16 protein-coding genes are annotated in these 15,095 nt (G+C 42.1%); 15 read left to right on the top strand and 1 reads right to left on the bottom strand.

What is annotated here, in order from left to right; all coding sequences use genetic code 11:
• The first annotated feature begins 9 nt into the window (after nucleotides 1-9).
• The 5 genes from atpA to ORL93_RS18135 all read left to right on the top strand — a co-directional run bounded on the left by atpA (nucleotide 10) and on the right by ORL93_RS18135 (nucleotide 5,640).
• Complete coding sequence (gene atpA / locus ORL93_RS18155) at nucleotides 10-1,518, top strand: F0F1 ATP synthase subunit alpha (protein WP_006096654.1); 1,509 nt, start codon at nucleotides 10-12, stop codon at nucleotides 1,516-1,518.
• 215 nt (nucleotides 1,519-1,733) lie between these two features.
• Nucleotides 1,734-2,594, top strand: a complete 861-nt coding sequence (gene atpG, locus ORL93_RS18150) for a F0F1 ATP synthase subunit gamma (protein WP_003202288.1) — start codon at nucleotides 1,734-1,736, stop codon at nucleotides 2,592-2,594.
• A gap of 236 nt (nucleotides 2,595-2,830) precedes the next feature.
• The gene (gene atpD, locus ORL93_RS18145; protein WP_006096653.1) at nucleotides 2,831-4,225 is read left to right on the top strand and encodes a F0F1 ATP synthase subunit beta; all 1,395 of its coding nucleotides are present in this window, start codon (nucleotides 2,831-2,833) and stop codon (nucleotides 4,223-4,225) included.
• 20 nt (nucleotides 4,226-4,245) lie between these two features.
• The gene (gene atpC / locus ORL93_RS18140) at nucleotides 4,246-4,647 is read left to right on the top strand and encodes a F0F1 ATP synthase subunit epsilon (protein WP_006096652.1); all 402 of its coding nucleotides are present in this window, start codon (nucleotides 4,246-4,248) and stop codon (nucleotides 4,645-4,647) included.
• 204 nt (nucleotides 4,648-4,851) lie between these two features.
• Nucleotides 4,852-5,640, top strand: coding sequence for a DUF975 family protein (locus ORL93_RS18135; RefSeq protein ID WP_097795137.1), 789 nt, complete (start codon nucleotides 4,852-4,854; stop codon nucleotides 5,638-5,640).
• A 36-nt stretch (nucleotides 5,641-5,676) separates the two neighbouring features.
• Here the strand turns inward: ORL93_RS18135 and ORL93_RS31550 are convergent, their stop codons facing one another.
• Nucleotides 5,677-5,964 (bottom strand): EAL domain-containing protein, encoded by a 288-nt coding sequence (locus tag ORL93_RS31550; protein WP_097795138.1) that lies wholly within the window; start codon nucleotides 5,962-5,964, stop codon nucleotides 5,677-5,679.
• A gap of 133 nt (nucleotides 5,965-6,097) precedes the next feature.
• Here ORL93_RS31550 and ORL93_RS18125 point away from each other — a divergent pair, with 133 nt between their 5' ends.
• Genes ORL93_RS18125 through ORL93_RS18080 form a run of 10 tightly spaced genes read left to right on the top strand, consistent with a single transcriptional unit; the run spans nucleotide 6,098 to nucleotide 15,088 of the window.
• Nucleotides 6,098-6,466 carry an NADH-quinone oxidoreductase subunit A gene (locus ORL93_RS18125; RefSeq protein ID WP_265959346.1) on the top strand — a complete coding sequence of 123 codons (369 nt, stop codon included), beginning with the start codon at nucleotides 6,098-6,100 and terminating at the stop codon, nucleotides 6,464-6,466.
• Nucleotides 6,457-6,975, top strand: a complete 519-nt coding sequence (nuoB, locus tag ORL93_RS18120) for an NADH-quinone oxidoreductase subunit NuoB (protein WP_018764931.1) — start codon at nucleotides 6,457-6,459, stop codon at nucleotides 6,973-6,975. Before ORL93_RS18125 ends, nuoB begins: the two co-directional genes overlap by 10 nt.
• Nucleotides 6,972-8,318: an NADH-quinone oxidoreductase subunit C gene (locus tag ORL93_RS18115; protein ID WP_265959345.1), complete on the top strand. Its 1,347-nt coding sequence runs from the start codon at nucleotides 6,972-6,974 to the stop codon at nucleotides 8,316-8,318. Before nuoB ends, ORL93_RS18115 begins: the two co-directional genes overlap by 4 nt.
• Nucleotides 8,319-8,322: 4 nt before the next feature.
• Nucleotides 8,323-9,423, top strand: a complete 1,101-nt coding sequence (gene nuoD / locus ORL93_RS18110) for an NADH-quinone oxidoreductase subunit NuoD (RefSeq protein ID WP_097795141.1) — start codon at nucleotides 8,323-8,325, stop codon at nucleotides 9,421-9,423.
• Nucleotides 9,423-10,424 (top strand): NADH-quinone oxidoreductase subunit NuoH, encoded by a 1,002-nt coding sequence (gene nuoH, locus ORL93_RS18105; protein WP_018764933.1) that lies wholly within the window; start codon nucleotides 9,423-9,425, stop codon nucleotides 10,422-10,424. Before nuoD ends, nuoH begins: the two co-directional genes overlap by 1 nt.
• A gap of 25 nt (nucleotides 10,425-10,449) precedes the next feature.
• Complete coding sequence (nuoI, locus tag ORL93_RS18100) at nucleotides 10,450-10,869, top strand: NADH-quinone oxidoreductase subunit NuoI (protein WP_003202066.1); 420 nt, start codon at nucleotides 10,450-10,452, stop codon at nucleotides 10,867-10,869.
• Nucleotides 10,866-11,390, top strand: coding sequence for an NADH-quinone oxidoreductase subunit J (locus ORL93_RS18095; protein ID WP_016112671.1), 525 nt, complete (start codon nucleotides 10,866-10,868; stop codon nucleotides 11,388-11,390). The genes nuoI and ORL93_RS18095 overlap by 4 nt, the downstream gene beginning before the upstream one ends.
• Complete coding sequence (gene nuoK / locus ORL93_RS18090) at nucleotides 11,383-11,697, top strand: NADH-quinone oxidoreductase subunit NuoK (RefSeq protein ID WP_265959344.1); 315 nt, start codon at nucleotides 11,383-11,385, stop codon at nucleotides 11,695-11,697. The genes ORL93_RS18095 and nuoK overlap by 8 nt, the downstream gene beginning before the upstream one ends.
• A gap of 29 nt (nucleotides 11,698-11,726) precedes the next feature.
• Nucleotides 11,727-13,589 carry an NADH-quinone oxidoreductase subunit L gene (gene nuoL / locus ORL93_RS18085; RefSeq protein ID WP_098161210.1) on the top strand — a complete coding sequence of 621 codons (1,863 nt, stop codon included), beginning with the start codon at nucleotides 11,727-11,729 and terminating at the stop codon, nucleotides 13,587-13,589.
• Nucleotides 13,586-15,088, top strand: coding sequence for an NADH-quinone oxidoreductase subunit M (locus ORL93_RS18080; RefSeq protein ID WP_033799257.1), 1,503 nt, complete (start codon nucleotides 13,586-13,588; stop codon nucleotides 15,086-15,088). Before nuoL ends, ORL93_RS18080 begins: the two co-directional genes overlap by 4 nt.
• The last annotated feature ends 7 nt before the right edge of the window (nucleotides 15,089-15,095 follow it).

Here is a 15,095-nt window from a genome sequence, read left to right as displayed (position 1 = left end):
GTGAAGCACATGAGCATCAGAGCTGAAGAAATTAGCGCACTGATAAAGCAACAAATTGAGAACTATCAGTCTGAAATCGAAGTTAGTGATGTTGGTACAGTTATCCAAGTTGGTGACGGTATCGCGCGTGCTCATGGTCTAGATAACGTTATGGCTGGTGAACTTGTAGAGTTCTCTAACGGCGTTATGGGACTAGCACAAAACTTAGAGGAAAATAACGTAGGTATCATTATTTTAGGACCTTACACAGAAATCCGTGAAGGTGACGAAGTTCGTCGTACTGGTCGCATCATGCAAGTGCCAGTAGGAAAAGAACTAATCGGTCGTGTTGTAAACCCATTAGGTCAACCAGTAGATGGTTTAGGCCCAATCAATACAACAAGCACTCGTCCAATCGAAAGTCCAGCACCAGGTGTAATGGATCGTAAATCTGTTCATGAGCCACTTCAAACAGGTATTAAAGCGATCGATGCTCTTGTACCAATCGGTCGTGGTCAACGTGAGTTAATCATCGGTGACCGTCAAACTGGTAAAACAGCAGTTGCACTTGATACAATCTTAAATCAAAAAGATGAAGATATGATTTGTATCTACGTTGCAATTGGACAAAAAGAATCTACAGTACGTAACGTAGTAGAAACACTACGTAAGCACGGTGCGTTAGAATACACAATCGTTGTAACTGCATCAGCTTCTCAACCAGCTCCATTATTATACTTAGCTGCTTATGCTGGTGTAACAATGGGTGAAGAGTTCATGTACAATGGTAAACACGTATTAGTAGTATATGATGACTTATCAAAACAAGCAGCCGCTTACCGTGAGCTTTCATTACTATTACGTCGTCCTCCAGGTCGTGAAGCATATCCAGGGGATGTATTCTACTTACATTCTCGCTTACTAGAGCGTGCGGCAAAATTAAGTGATGCAAGAGGCGGCGGTTCTTTAACAGCTCTACCTTTCATCGAAACACAAGCAGGGGACGTATCAGCTTACATTCCAACAAACGTAATCTCTATTACAGATGGACAAATCTTCTTACAATCTGATTTATTCTTCTCTGGCGTACGTCCAGCGATTGATGCAGGTACTTCAGTATCTCGTGTTGGTGGATCTGCTCAGATTAAAGCGATGAGTAAAGTATCAGGTACACTTCGTCTTGACCTTGCGTCTTATCGTGAGTTAGAAGCGTTCGCTCAGTTCGGTTCTGACCTTGATAAAGCAACACAAGCGAAATTAAACCGTGGTGCTCGCACAGTTGAAGTATTAAAACAAGGATTACACAAGCCGTTACGAGTAGAGAAACAAGTTATTATTCTTTACGCTTTAACACGTGGATTCTTAGATGATATTCCAGTAGCGGATATCACTCGTTTTGAAGAAGAATTCCATGCTTGGTTAGATTCAAATGCAGCTGAGCTATTAAGTGAAATTCGCACAACAAAGAAACTTGCGGATGACGACAAATTTGCAGCAGCAATCAACGGATTCAAAAAAGTATTCGTAGCTTCTGAATAATAAAAAGCGGAAGCGGCTTCTGCCGCTGAAACTAGATTATATAAACAGGCAATTCTTACAAGAATTGCTGACGGTTATGTAGAGGAAAAGAGTAGGTGCACCTATTCTTTTCCTTCAATCATGAGCAAGAATATCTTGCAATGTAGATTAGAAAGATGAACGAAAAGGATTCTTACTAATCGTGCCAACTTCCGGAAAAAAGGTGGTGAAAACCTGTGGCATCTTTACGCGATATAAAAGCGAAAATTAACTCGACTAAGAAAACGAGTCAAATTACGAAAGCGATGGAGATGGTATCTGCATCGAAGTTAAGTCGTGCAGAGCAAAATGCTAAATCTTTCGTTCCGTATATGGAAAAGATTCAAGAAGTAGTAGCGAGTATTGCGCAAGGTAGCAAAGGGATCAATCATCCAATGCTAACAGCGCGTCCTGTAAAACGTACAGGATACATCGTTATTACATCTGATCGCGGACTAGCAGGTGGTTATAACAGTAACGTATTACGTACAGTAAGTAACGTAATTCGTGAACGTCATAATATGGATTCAAACCAATATTCAATTATTGTGCTTGGACGACTAGGACGTGATTATTTAAAACGTCGCGGCTTTAACATTATTGATGAAGTAGTTGGATTATCTGACCACCCATCATTTACAGATGTTAAAGACCTTGCTTCTCGAGCAATCGCGATGTTCGCAGATGGTGCTTATGATGAACTGTACATTTACTACAATCATTTTGTAAGTAAAATTTCACAAGAAGTAACGGAAAATAAAATTTTACCGCTTACGGAAGTGACATCTGACAAACCGACGACAGCTTATGAATTTGAACCTTCTGAAGAAGATATCTTAAAAGTGTTATTGCCACAATACGCAGAAAGCTTAGTGTACGGTGCATTACTAGACGGTAAAGCAAGTGAACACGCAGCGCGTATGACAGCAATGAAAAGTGCTACAGACAACGCGATGGAAGTTATCGATTCACTTACACTTTCATTCAACCGTGCTCGTCAAGCAGCGATTACGCAAGAGATTACGGAAATCGTTGGTGGCGCAGCAGCGTTAGAATAGTAATATAAGGCGGAAGCGGTTCGTTCAGAATGGGAGGGGGATGGAGCTTTTGACGTAGAGGCGCTCTTTGCCTCGCAGGAAAAAGCGAAGTCACCGAGCATTCTAACCGCTGGAGCTAGATTAATAAAAAGCGGAAGCGGCTCTTTTGGAAGAGTCGCCCAAGCTATACTAATAAAAAATGAAAGCCGACTCTCATAGAAAGCTGGCTAATTTAAAGAAAGCTAGGAGGGAACCCGATGAATAAAGGGCGCGTTACGCAAATCATGGGTCCGGTTGTAGACGTTAAGTTTGACGGCGGAAAGCTACCTGAAATCTACAATGCCCTTAGAATTAAACAAGACGCAGTTAACTTAACTTTAGAAGTTGCACTTCACTTAGGTGATGATACAGTGCGTACAGTTGCGATGTCTTCCACAGACGGACTTGTTCGTGGTACTGCAGTAGAAGATACTGGCAAAGCGATTTCTGTTCCAGTTGGTGATGCAACACTTGGTCGTGTATTTAACGTATTAGGTGATGCAATTGACTTAGATGGTGAGGTTCCAGCAGATGTACGCCGTGATCCAATTCACCGTCAAGCACCTGCATTCGAAGAGTTATCTACAAAAGTAGAAATTCTTGAAACTGGTATTAAAGTAGTAGACTTACTTGCTCCTTACATTAAAGGTGGTAAAATCGGTCTATTCGGTGGTGCCGGTGTAGGTAAAACAGTATTAATTCAGGAATTAATTAACAACATCGCACAAGAGCACGGTGGTATCTCTGTATTCGCTGGTGTAGGTGAGCGTACTCGTGAAGGTAACGACTTATACCATGAAATGAGCGATTCTGGCGTAATCAAGAAAACTGCGATGGTATTCGGACAAATGAACGAGCCACCTGGTGCACGTCAACGTGTTGCATTAACAGGTTTAACAATGGCTGAACATTTCCGTGATGAGCAAGGACAAGACGTACTATTGTTCATCGATAACATCTTCCGTTTCACGCAAGCGGGTTCTGAAGTATCTGCCCTTCTTGGTCGTATGCCATCTGCGGTAGGTTATCAGCCAACACTTGCAACAGAAATGGGTCAATTACAAGAACGTATTACATCTACAAATAAAGGGTCTATCACGTCTATCCAAGCGGTATATGTACCAGCCGATGACTATACTGACCCAGCACCAGCTACAACGTTCGCTCACTTAGATGCAACAACAAACTTAGAGCGTCGTTTAACACAAATGGGTATTTACCCAGCGGTAGATCCATTAGCATCTACATCTCGTGCACTTTCTCCAGAAATCGTAGGAGAAGAGCATTATGAAGTAGCTCGTCAAGTACAGCAAACTCTTCAACGTTATAAAGAGCTTCAAGATATCATCGCTATCTTAGGTATGGATGAGATCTCTGAAGAAGATAAGTTAGTTGTACAACGTGCTCGTCGCATTCAGTTCTTCTTATCACAAAACTTCCACGTAGCGGAGCAATTTACAGGTCAAAAAGGTTCTTACGTACCTGTAAAAGAAACAGTTCGTGGTTTCAAAGAAATTCTAGAAGGAAAATATGATGACCTTCCAGAAGATGCATTCCGTCTTGTTGGTAGTATTGAAGAAGTTATTGAAAACGCGAAGAAAATGATGGCGTAAGGCCTTAGGAGGGACGAATTATGAAGACATTTCCAGTCAGTATTGTAACTCCTGATGGACCGGTTTACGAAAAAGAAGTAGAAATGGTAAGCGTGAAGGCAGAAAGTGGGGAAATGGGGATCTTATCAGGTCACATTCCAACTGTTGCACCGCTGAAAATTAGTGCGGTTCGTTTGAAAAATGGCGGTCACACTGATTATGTAGCAGTAAGCGGTGGCTTTATCGAAGTTCGTCCAGATAAAGTAACAGTATTAGCACCATCTGCTGAAGAAGCAAACCATATCGATATTCATCGTGCAAACGAAGCGAAGCGCCGTGCTGAGCAACGTATGCAAGATAAACAAGTACATGTTGACTTCAAGCGTGCAGAACTGGCGCTGCAGCGTGCAGTAAACCGTTTGAACGTTTCTGATATGAAATAAAAAAATCCGTAAAGGTTCATTCCTTTACGGATTTTTTTTGTTTTACCCGCTATTTTCCGGCAGCAATATTCCAGCTTAAAGTCAACTGTATTCTTAGGAGAACTAAAATTTGTGTATTCCAAAAATATTTCCAAAAATGGTACAATTATTATGTTTCTTCCTAGAGAAACTTACTATTTCGATTGAACAAAAGGAGATGAGAAAGTGATTAGTGAACTGAAACGGGAGGCACTAGAATCTTTAAGAGGAAGATGGGGATTGAGTGTTGGGGCAACACTTATATATTATCTTATGGCGTTTGCTATTATGTTTGGGATGTACTTTATATTTTTTATATCTGCTATGTTTTTTGTTTTTGCAGTAGGTGGAGTTGCAGATGGAGTGACAGATATATTTTATAAGGATATGTTTTCGGTTGGCACTCTTATTATTTTTATATTTTTATATTTTATTTTTATATTGGCTCTTTTTTCTTCGCAGGGAATTACGTTATACGGATACTATAATACCGTTTTCCAGTTAAGTAAAAAAGGTGATGTTACAATAGATTCTGTATTTGAAGGGTTTCGTGGTTTTAAAAGAATGATGGCTACTATGAGAGTGATGATTTTGATTCCTCTTTATTCAGGGATATGGCTACCGTTTTTAGTAATGCTGATATTGCCATTCTTAATACCAGGTGATAGTTCGGGATTTGTAGTTATTTTTATTATTTCAATGGTCATCACGATTATTCTTATGATTATGGCGTTTTTTTCGTACTCAATGACATTTTTTGTGTTAATTGAACATCCAGAGTATCCGGTTTTACGAGCAATGAAGGAAAGTAAAGCAATGATGAAAGGACATAAAATGGACTTATTCCTTTTATACCTTAGCTTTATTGGTTGGCTGATATTAGGTACGATTACTATAATCGGAGTATTATGGGTAATGCCGTATATGTATACGACAACAGCACATTTTTATCAGTACATATCAGAAAATAAATAGTTATGAGCCCCCAGCATAAACATGCTAGGGGTTTTTTTATAGGAATTCCATAAATTCTTTACCGCTTAGCGGCTTATGGTAGCCTTGCATATATTTACAGCCGTTATTGTGCAAGAATTGAAGTTGTTCTTTCGTTTCAATTCCTTTCGCAACAACGGAGGGATTCACTGTATTTGCAAGAGAGCGAACGATACGAATGGCTTTTTCAAAATAAAGAGGAATTTGAGTGTTTATGAAATGAGTTCGAATGATTGTATACCAAGTGATGTAAGGGGAATCGCACCCTATGTTACTTGGTTTTTCTTTTTCCCAATATATCGACATAGGAATTTGAAGTTTGTTATAATGAAGATAATAGTCTCATTATTTAGAAAAATTTAAAAATAATAAATAATGTAGGTTAGACATATTGTTTACTAAGTGAACTTGTTCTTAATTTAGGGGGGAGGACTTCAGGGTGGCAAATGTATATGAAAATAGTTATATGATTGTTGGCATCTTTTTACTATTGGGCATATTACTGCCGGTAGTGGCTCTTACATTAGGCAAGCTGCTGCGCCCACAGAAACCAAGTGCAGCAAAGGCAACGACGTACGAAAGCGGAATTGCACCCTATCATGATGCAAATGTTCGTTTTCATGCTCGTTATTATATTTTTGCATTATTGTTTGTCATTTTTGATGTGGAAACTGTATTTTTATATCCGTGGGCTGTCGCATATGACAGGCTTGGTTTGTTCGCGCTTATTGAAATGTTGATCTTTGTCATTATGTTGCTCATTGGTTTGGCCTATGCTTGGAAAAAGAAGGTGTTACAATGGTTATAAATTTTGAAGATTTACATCCAGGGGAACGAGCGGAATTAGAGAGAAATATCTTTTTTACAACACTTGAACAGATAAAAGGATGGGCGCGTAGTAATTCTTTATGGCCGATGACATTTGGACTTGCATGCTGCGCGATTGAAATGATGGGAGTTGGCTCATCGCATTATGATCTAGACCGGTTTGGGTCATTTTTCCGGACATCGCCGAGGCAATCAGATGTCATGATTGTTTCAGGAACAGTAACAAAGAAAATGGCACCAATTGTGCGTCGTTTATACGATCAAATGCCAGAACCGAAATGGGTTATTGCAATGGGTTCTTGTGCAACAGCTGGTGGCCCGTATGTGAACTCGTATGCTGTTGTGAAAGGGGTGGACCAAATCGTACCGGTAGATGTGTACATTCCAGGATGTCCCCCGAACCCAGCTGCTTTAATTTATGGGATTAATAAATTAAAAGAGAAGATTCGTTACGAAGCAAAGACTGGAAAGCAGGTGACGAATAGATGAGCGATCCGAATAAAGAGATAGAGGACATGAAAAAAGAGGCGGCAAGACATGCGAAAGAAGAAGCGCGGAAATGGCTTGCTGCTAGGCATGAGGTGGAAATGTCTAAGAGTGAGGTACAAGGAGAAGAAAAAGAGAAAGCGCTACCAAAAGATGCGGAGATAAATATAGAGGAAGCAAAACGACTTGCCGCAGAGGCAGCAAAAGCAAAGGAGGCAGCGTTAGCGAAGCAGAAAGCAACAGAAGGCGAAGCGATATCGGAAGAGGAAAGGGCAAAAGCGAAGGCGAAAGCCGCGGCAGCAGCAAAGGCAAAAGCGGCAGCGCTAGCAAAGCAGAAAGGAGCAGAAGGCGAGGCAATATCGGAAGAGGAAAAAGCAAAAGCGAAGGCGAAAGCCGCGGCAGCAGCAAAGGCAAAGGCGGCAGCGTTAGCGAAGCAGAAAGGAGCAGAAGGCGAAGCGATATCGGAAGAGGAAAGGGCGAAAGCCGCAGCAGCAAAGGCAAAAGCGGCAGCGCTAGCAAAGCAGAAAGGAGCAGAAGGCGAAGCGATATCGGAAGAGGAAAAAGCAAAAGCGAAGGCGAAAGCCGCGGCAGCAGCAAAGGCAAAGGCGGCAGCGTTAGCGAAGCAGAAAGGAGCAGAAGGCGAAGCGATATCGGAAGAGGAAAGGGCAAAAGCGAAGGCGAAAGCCGTGGCAGCAGCAAAAGCAAAGGCAGCCGCGTTGGCAAAACAAAAAGCAACAGAAGGCGGAGCGCCATCTAACGATGAAAAGGCAAAGGCAATTGCAGTGGCGAAAGCAAAGGCGGCAGCTGCTGCCAAGGCAAAAGGTGCTGCGGGTAAGAAGGAAGAAGAGCCGGAGCAGGAAGAACCATCACCGAATCAGCCATATTTAGATGCTTATGTAAAGATTATTAAGGAGAAGACAGGCGAACATTCATTAGTAGATTACTATATTAATAAACTTTCAAAAGATGTACCAACGCTTGTTGTTGAGCCGAAGAATTACTATGAAGTGATGGAATTATTAAAGTGTCATGAAGGACTTGCCTTTGATTATATGTCGGAGTTACATGCGACGGATTTCGTTACACATATGGAAGTGTATGTCCATTTGTTTTCATATGGAAAGCGTCAATCTGTAGCAGTGAAGGTGAAGGTAGATAGGGAGGCGCCGCGGGTAGCATCGATTGCGCCGCTATGGCACGGGGCGAACTGGCCAGAGCGAGAAGCGTATGATTTGCTTGGTGTTGTCTTTGAAGGTCATCCCAATTTAACGCGTATTTTAATGCCAGATGATTGGGCGGGTTATCCGCTTCGAAAAGATTATGAGCCTTTGGATGTGGAGGTGTAGCATTATGATCCGTACAGAAGAAATGCTTTTAAATGTAGGACCGCAGCACCCGAGTACGCACGGTGTATTTAGGCTTGTTATTAAAATTGATGGGGAAATTATTAAGGAGGCTACACCTGTCATTGGGTATTTACACCGTGGAACAGAGAAAATCGCAGAGAGCTTGCAGTATACACAAATTATTCCTTATACAGATCGAATGGACTATTTATCAGCGATGACGAATAACTATGTGATTTGTCACGCTGTTGAGACAATGATGGGCCTTGAAATTCCAGAGCGTGCAGAATATTTGCGAGTACTTGCAATGGAGCTTGGCCGCGTTGCGAGTCACCTCGTTTGGTGGGGAACAAACCTTCTTGATATTGGAGCGGTTAGTCCGTTTCTATATGCATTCCGGGAGAGGGAGATGATTATTAATCTCTTAAATGAACTCTGTGGTGCGCGGCTAACGTTTAATTACATGCGAGTGGGCGGTGTAAAATGGGATGCTCCAGATGGCTGGATCCGAAAGGTCCGTGAGTTTGTTCCATATATGAGGGAGCAATTGAAAGGCTATCACGACCTTGTGAGCGGAAACGAAATTTTCTTGAATCGTGTGAAGGGCGTTGGAATATATAGCGCGGAAGATGCGCTTTCTTATTCGCTTAGCGGGGCAAATTTACGCTGCACAGGTGTGAAGTGGGATCTTCGCAAGGATGAACCGTACTCTATTTATGATCGCTTTGATTTTGATATTCCGGTAGGAAATGTGGGGGATGCTTGGGATCGTTACGTTTGTCGGATGGAGGAGATTGAGGAGTCTCTCAAAATTATTGAGCAGGCGGCTGAGCAATTCCCATCAGAAGGGTCAGTGTTGGCGAAAGTGCCGAAAATTATTAAGGCACCAAAGGGCGAGGTATTTGTCCGGATCGAGTCGCCGCGCGGAGAAATTGGCTGTTATATTGCTAGTGAAGGAAAGAAAGAGCCGTATCGCTTAAAGTTCCGCAGGCCATCTTTCTACAACCTTCAAATTTTACCGAAGCTTTTGAAGGGCGAAAATATCGCGAACTTAATTACGATTTTAGGTGGCGTTGATATTGTGCTTGGGGAGGTTGATGGGTGATGATAGAGCGGCTCTTAGAGTCATCGGCAAGCTGGACAAATTTTTTCATCTTTTTTGGGTTAGCGGTGCTTCTTTTATTTGCTGTCCTTGGATTTGTTACATATGGGATTTTAGCAGAGCGAAAAGTGATGGGATTTATGCAAGGGCGGATTGGTCCGAACCAGGTCGGCGGCAGATTCGGTTTACTGCAAACAGTTGCTGACGTTTTAAAGCTTTTATTAAAAGAAGATAGCATTCCGAAAGCCGCAGATAAGCCGCTGTTTATATTGGCACCTGTTATTGCATTTGCACCAGCTTTTATGGTGCTTGCAGTCATTCCATTTACGGATAAATTTCAGTTTGCAGATATTGGAGTCGGGCTTCTTTACTATATTGCTGTATCAGGGATTACAACGATTGGTGTTGTGACCGGGGGATGGGCATCAAACAATAAATATTCACTTTTAGGCGGGATGCGTGCGGCAGCGCAAATGATTTCCTATGAAATTCCGCTTGTAATGAGCGTCATTGGTGTTGTCTTATTAGCTGGCAGTCTTAATTTAAATGAAATTGTAGCGGCGCAGGAGAAGGTTTGGTACATTTTCGCACAGCCAATCGGTTTTGTAATTTTCTTAATCGCAGCGGTTGCAGAGTTGAACCGGACGCCGTTTGACTTACCAGAGGCGGAATCGGAACTTGTTTCTGGATATCATACAGAGTATTCGGGGTTTCGCTGGGCATTCTTTATGCTTTCTGAATATGTATACTTCTTTGGAATGGCTTCGCTCATTACGGTGCTCTTCCTAGGAGGATGGAATCCAGTTATGTTCCTTGGTTTTATTCCTGGAGCTGTATGGTTTGCCTTAAAGTTTAGCGCGGTGGTCTTTCTCTTAATTTGGTTCCGCGTTACGTTTCCACGTATCAGGGGCGATCAATTAATGGAGTTTGGCTGGAAGGTATTATTGCCAATCGCACTTGCGAATATTTTCTTAACGGCATTGATTAAGGAGTTGTTCTTCTAATCCATGAGGGGGGTGCCACTAAGATATGAAAGGACTATTTAAAGGATTAAAGTATACGCTTAGCAACTTAAGTAAGAAAAAAGTAACGTACGATTATCCCAATCAACCATTGCCACTACCAGATCGCTTTCGAGGGATTCAAAAATTTTATCCAGAAAAGTGTATTGTTTGTAACCAATGTGCCAACATCTGCCCAACTGACTGTATTCAACTAACAGGGAAGAAGCATCCGGATCCGGCGAAAAAAGGAAAAATCATTGATACGTACGATATTAACTTTGAAATTTGTATTCTGTGCGATTTATGTACAGAGGTTTGTCCAACAGAGGCAATCGTTATGACAAACAATTTTGAGCTAGCGGAGTATACGCGTGATGATTTGTTTAAAAATTTGCAGTGGCTAGATGAAAATGATGAGAACGTCAGAAAGGAGAATAAAGCATGAACGGCGAGTTGATAGCGTTTTTTTTACTATCCTTAACGGCAATTATCGGTGGTATTCTTATGCTGAACTTAACGAAAGTCATGCATATGATGCTCGCTCTTGTGTTTACGTTTCTTAGCATTGCGGGATTGTATTTTCTATTATCGGCAGAGTTTGTTGGAGTAGCGCAAATCTTAATTTATTCCGGGGCGATTACGATTATTATGATTTTTGGCATTATGTTAACGAAACATGACGCTGAAAATGAATCTAGTTTTAGTTTTCGTAAATGGCTCATTTTCTTCGCAGTAGTAGTGTTTGGCGGGGTGATGTATTTCGCTGTTAATAATATAGATTTTACAAATCGAAGTGTACAAGGAAGTGTACCACTTCATGAACAAAACACACTTCAAATTGGTACACTCTTATATTCGAAATATGTCATTCCATTTGAATTAACGTCGGTTATTTTACTTGTTGCACTTGTTGGGGCAATTGTACTTGCGAAGAAGGATGAGAAAGAGGGGGATTCCAATGAGTAGTGTTCCAACTTCCGCCTACTTAGCTCTTGCCATTATTCTGTTTTGCATTGGTTTATTCGGGGCTTTAACAAAGCGGAATACGGTCATTGTTTTAGTTTGTATTGAACTGATGTTAAATGCGGCGAATTTAAACCTAGTCGCCTTTAGTAAATTAGGTTTTTTTCTGAACTTAACAGGACAAATCTTTTCGCTGTTTACGATGTCTGTTGCCGCAGCTGAAGCAGCAGTTGGACTTGCAATATTAATTGCGTTATATCGTAAACATGCAACAGTTAACGTAGATGAAATGGATTCGCTTAAGGGTTAGCATTGTGACCGAAAAGGGGGAAGGAAACAATGATCGATTATGCATGGCTCATACCGCTTTTCCCGCTTACCTCGTTTTTTTTGCTCGTTATGTTTGGGGAAAAATTGAGAGAAGGAAGCAGCTTACTTGGTATCTTTCTCACATTTCTTTCCTTTGTGGGTGCGGTGACTGTATTAATAGAACGGTTTTCATCAGAAACAGTAAAGCATCAGTGGTTATGGCTCCGAATTGGTGATGTGGATCTTTCGTTTGGTTTTGAGATTAACGCATTAAATGCTTTGATGCTTTTTATTGTGACACTCGTTAGCTTCCTTGTACATGTGTATTCAAAAGGGTATATGCATGGTGATGAGAGGTTGCCCGTATTTTATGCGTATTTAGGGCTCTTTACATTTGCGATGCTCGGGCTTGTTATCTCGACGAATTTACTACAGCTTTATATATTTTGGGAATTAGTTGGACTGGGCTCGTTTTTACTAATTGGTTTCTATTTCTTTAAAGAGGAAGCGAAGGCTGCTGCGAAAAAAGCATTTATTATGACGCGTATTGGAGATGTAGGTTTATTTATCGGGATGATTTTACTCTTCTGGCAGGCTGGTAGCTTTGAATATGAAGTAATCTTTAAAGCGATGAAAATGGGAGACATATCACCTACTATGATAACGCTCACGGCAATCTTGATCTTTATTGGTGCCATGGGGAAATCAGGTCAGTTTCCGCTTCATACGTGGCTACCGGATGCGATGGAAGGGCCAACGCCTGTATCTGCGCTCATTCACGCGGCAACGATGGTTGCAGCAGGTGTGTACTTAGTGGCAACGATGTTTCCGCTATTCTCTGCAAGTCCTGCAGCGATGCAAACAGTCGCGGTTGTTGGCGCCTTTACTGCAATCTTTGCTGCGTCCATTGGCCTCGTACAAACGGATATAAAAAGAGTCCTCGCATATTCAACAGTGAGCCAGCTCGGCTATATGATGCTCGCGCTTGGCTCGGCAGGATACGTTGCTGGAGTCTTTCATTTAACGACACATGCTTTCTTTAAAGCATTGCTTTTCTTAGCGGCAGGAAGCGTCATTCATGCGGTGCATACGCAAAACATTAATGAAATGGGCGGATTGCAGAAGAAAATGAAAGTGACGGGGCTACTCTTCTTAATCGGCACGCTAGCAATTAGTGGTGTCCCGCTCTTCTCAGGTTTTTTTAGTAAGGATGAAATTTTGGCGGCGACGTGGATGCACGGCAATTATGTTTTGTTTGTCCTTGCGGTTCTCGCAGCATTTTTAACGGCGTTTTACATGTTCCGGTTATACTTTCTCGTTTTTACAGGAGAGGCGAAGAAAGAAGAGGATGTGCATGAATCTCCGCGCGTCATGACATTTCCGATGATTGTCCTTGGTATTCTTGCAGTTTTGGCAGGGTATATCAATACGCCTTGGTTTGGCACGTTTCTTGGGGACTGGCTTACAAAGAATGTCCCGTTCCAAGTAGAGCAAAGTCATGGTCCGGTGTGGATTATGATTGTTGCGACACTCGTTTCGTTTGCGGGCATTCTCGCGGCATATCTTATCTATGGGAAACGATCTATTTCTAGAGATCGGGATGGCGGAAAAGAAACAGTCCTATATAGCCTCCTTAAGGAAAAATATTATGTAGATGAACTGTATAGTGTGACTGTGCTCCCGCTCGTAAAAGGAATCGCTTATGTGCTTCACTTATGTGAGGTCTATATTGTGGAAGGAATCGCCCAGTTAATCAGAGGTATTGTGAGAGGGGCAAGCATTGTTGGTTCTAAACTTCAAAACGGAAACGTACAAGTATACGGAACCGCAGTGGCTGTTTCCGTGGCGACATTAGTTGTCATTCTGTTATATACGGGGGGGTATTGGCAATGAATGCATTATTATTATCATTCTTCATTTTCTCCCCGCTTCTAGGGATTCTCTTACTTACGTTAACACCGAAAACGGAAGTGCGTGCAGTGCGAGTCCTCGGTTTGTTCGGAACAATTCTTCCGCTTGGCATCGCGATTGTTCTGGCTAGTACATATGCTTCCGGAAAGAGCTTAACGATGTTTGCTGAAAAGGTGAAATGGATTCAATTCGGACATTTTCCGGGCGTAGATGAAAAGTTGTTTTCTATTTACTATGAGCTTGGTATCGATGGCTTTTCGCTTGTGATGATGATACTCACGGCGCTTTTAGCAACACTTGCGGCGATTACTGCCTTTTCCATTCAAAAAAATATAAAAGGTTTTTACATGCTTTTGTTAACACTTGAAATTGGGATGCTCGGTGTCTTTGCAGCAGAAAATTTACTTCTATTCTTTGTCTTCTTTGAAATTACATTACCACCGATGTTTTTGCTTATTGGAAAGTGGGGGAAATTGAACAGTGAAAAAGCTGCCTATAGTTATTTGATTTATAACGGAATTGGATCAGCGATTTTACTCATTGTTTTCTCTATCCTCTTTGCAAAAACGGGTACAACAAATATTGCAGATTTAAAAGATATTTTGACTGGGGTGGACACGGCGCTTCTGGGCGATATTTCAAGTTCATTGCAGCTCGGTTTATTCATTGCACTTATGATAGCCTTTGCTATTAAGCTACCGGTATTCCCTTTGCATCGCTGGATGGTGAATGTGCATGTCGAGGCCCATCCTGCTGCGGTGATGCTCCATGCGGGTGTTCTGCTCAAGATTGGAGCATACGGCATCGTTCGCTTTGGGAAGGGGCTATTCCCGGAGCAGTTTCAAGACTTTGCGATGCTACTGGCGATTTTAGGGGTAATCAACTTGCTATACGGTGCTTTTCTAGCGATCATTCAAACAGATTTTCGAAAGGTACTCGCTTATTCCAGTATTTCGCATATGGGAATCGTTTTAATGGGACTTGGGGCACTGAATGCAGCCGGTATGAAGGGAGCGCTATTTCAAGTCGTATCTCACGGTTTAATTGCAGCGCTACTATTTTGCTTGCTCGGCATGATTGAGGGGCGTTTTGGCACGTCTGACATTACGAAGCTTGGTGGCCTTGCAAAACAAGTTCCTGTGTTAAGTGGTTTCTTATTAGCAGGAAGCATGGCTTCGCTTGGCCTTCCGGGCATGTCTGGGTTTGTTAGTGAGTTTCTTGCATTCCTCGGACTATTTCAAGGGAAGCCAATGCTCGCGGCGATCGGTGCGCTTGGCATCATTTTAACAGCGGTATATGTCCTAAGGGCTACGCTTCAAGTGACATTTGGAAAGAAGGAATTGGCAGCGAGGCCGGATGTCCGCGGCTGGGAATACGTTCCGATTGTACTCTTGCTCACTTGTATTCTTGCAATTGGTATTATGCCAGAACTGTTAGGAACGCCGTTGCAATACACAGTAAAAATATTGGGGGTGAGGTAGGATGGAT

The organism is Bacillus sp. DHT2 (assembly GCF_026241455.1).
In the GTDB taxonomy this organism is placed as follows: Bacteria; Bacillota; Bacilli; order Bacillales; family Bacillaceae_G; genus Bacillus_A; species Bacillus_A pseudomycoides.
Note: the sequence above shows the minus strand (reverse complement) of the source record. Positions and strands in the feature narration are given on the sequence as shown.

What these genes read in the sequence shown, in the direction of transcription:
- nuoB (WP_018764931.1), top strand. Translation starts at nt 6,457, where the DNA reads ATGGTTATAAATTTTGAAGATTTACATCCAGGGGAACGAGCGGAATTA.
- nuoL (WP_098161210.1), top strand. Translation starts at nt 11,727, where the DNA reads ATGATCGATTATGCATGGCTCATACCGCTTTTCCCGCTTACCTCGTTT.
- nuoD (WP_097795141.1), top strand. Translation starts at nt 8,323, where the DNA reads ATGATCCGTACAGAAGAAATGCTTTTAAATGTAGGACCGCAGCACCCG.
- nuoK (WP_265959344.1), top strand. Translation starts at nt 11,383, where the DNA reads ATGAGTAGTGTTCCAACTTCCGCCTACTTAGCTCTTGCCATTATTCTG.
- atpC (WP_006096652.1), top strand. Translation starts at nt 4,246, where the DNA reads ATGAAGACATTTCCAGTCAGTATTGTAACTCCTGATGGACCGGTTTAC.
- ORL93_RS18080 (WP_033799257.1), top strand. Translation starts at nt 13,586, where the DNA reads ATGAATGCATTATTATTATCATTCTTCATTTTCTCCCCGCTTCTAGGG.
- nuoH (WP_018764933.1), top strand. Translation starts at nt 9,423, where the DNA reads ATGATAGAGCGGCTCTTAGAGTCATCGGCAAGCTGGACAAATTTTTTC.
- nuoI (WP_003202066.1), top strand. Translation starts at nt 10,450, where the DNA reads ATGAAAGGACTATTTAAAGGATTAAAGTATACGCTTAGCAACTTAAGT.
- ORL93_RS31550 (WP_097795138.1), bottom strand. Translation starts at nt 5,964, where the DNA reads ATGTCGATATATTGGGAAAAAGAAAAACCAAGTAACATAGGGTGCGAT.
- atpA (WP_006096654.1), top strand. Translation starts at nt 10, where the DNA reads ATGAGCATCAGAGCTGAAGAAATTAGCGCACTGATAAAGCAACAAATT.
- ORL93_RS18095 (WP_016112671.1), top strand. Translation starts at nt 10,866, where the DNA reads ATGAACGGCGAGTTGATAGCGTTTTTTTTACTATCCTTAACGGCAATT.
- atpD (WP_006096653.1), top strand. Translation starts at nt 2,831, where the DNA reads ATGAATAAAGGGCGCGTTACGCAAATCATGGGTCCGGTTGTAGACGTT.
- ORL93_RS18115 (WP_265959345.1), top strand. Translation starts at nt 6,972, where the DNA reads ATGAGCGATCCGAATAAAGAGATAGAGGACATGAAAAAAGAGGCGGCA.